Origin of the sequence: Streptomyces narbonensis (genome assembly GCF_014649015.1) — a bacterium.
GTDB classification, from domain to species: domain Bacteria; phylum Actinomycetota; class Actinomycetes; order Streptomycetales; family Streptomycetaceae; genus Streptomyces; species Streptomyces narbonensis.
Window position 1 is genome coordinate 1 of the sequence record NZ_BMSF01000081.1, and the last position, 985, is coordinate 985.

Genomic DNA, 985 nt, shown 5'->3' on the forward strand with positions numbered 1-985 from the left:
TATATTATATATATTTATTGCTATTTAAAGGACTTGAACCTTCATACTGTAAAGTAATACATCTTAAGAGTATCGTGTCTACCAATTCCACCAAAATAGCTATTAATTAGATAGTTATTAAAAAAAATAATATATATATTATATTTATTAAATATAAAATAATTATTAATATTATAAAATATAAATAAATATATTATAATATAATAAATAATAATAATATTAATATAATTATTATAATTAATGCCAGACCGAACTCCTTCGGGGTCCGCCCCCCCCGCGGGGCGGGCCGGACTATAAAAACTATTTTAAAATTATATTTTATTAAAAATAAATTAAAAGAATTTATTATTATCCTTACTCTTTTTATATTAATAATAAAACTCCTTTCGGGGTTCCGACTCCCGTGGCCGGGCCCCGAAACTATTAATAAATAAAAATTATTAAATTATAATTTAAGTCGAACTCCTTCGGGGTCCGCCCCGCAGGGGGCGGGCCGGACTATTATAATTATTATTAATATATTAATTATTAAATTATATAAACCGCCCCCGCGGGGGCGGTTAGTTATTTATATTAATATATTTTATATTAATATATAATACTCTTTTTTCTATTATATTTTAATATATAATATTAAAAAAAATAAATAAAATAATATTCTTAATTTTTATTCTTTATCTTCTTTAACCAAACTCCTTCGGGGTTCGGTCCCCCTCCCATTAGGTTAGGGAGGGGGTCCCTCACTCCTTCGGGGTCCGCCCCCCCCCGCGGGGGCGGGCCGGACTATTTTAAATTTTAATTTAAATTTTATAAATATAATATTTAATTATAAATTTAATAATAATATATAAAAAATATATATATGGTTAATATATATAAAGATTATAATCTTTTTATTAAATAAAGGAAAATTTATTATATAATTTTTCTCTATAGTTATATATTTAAAACTTATTTTTTTTTTTTTATAAATAATAATTATAAT

General features: G+C 25.1%; 1 tRNA gene. It reads right to left on the minus strand.

Features of this window, described 5'->3' with window-relative positions:
- Positions 1–18: 18 nt before the first annotated feature.
- Positions 19–100 (minus strand) — tRNA-Leu (locus IE124_RS36235).
- Positions 101–985 lie beyond the last annotated feature (885 nt).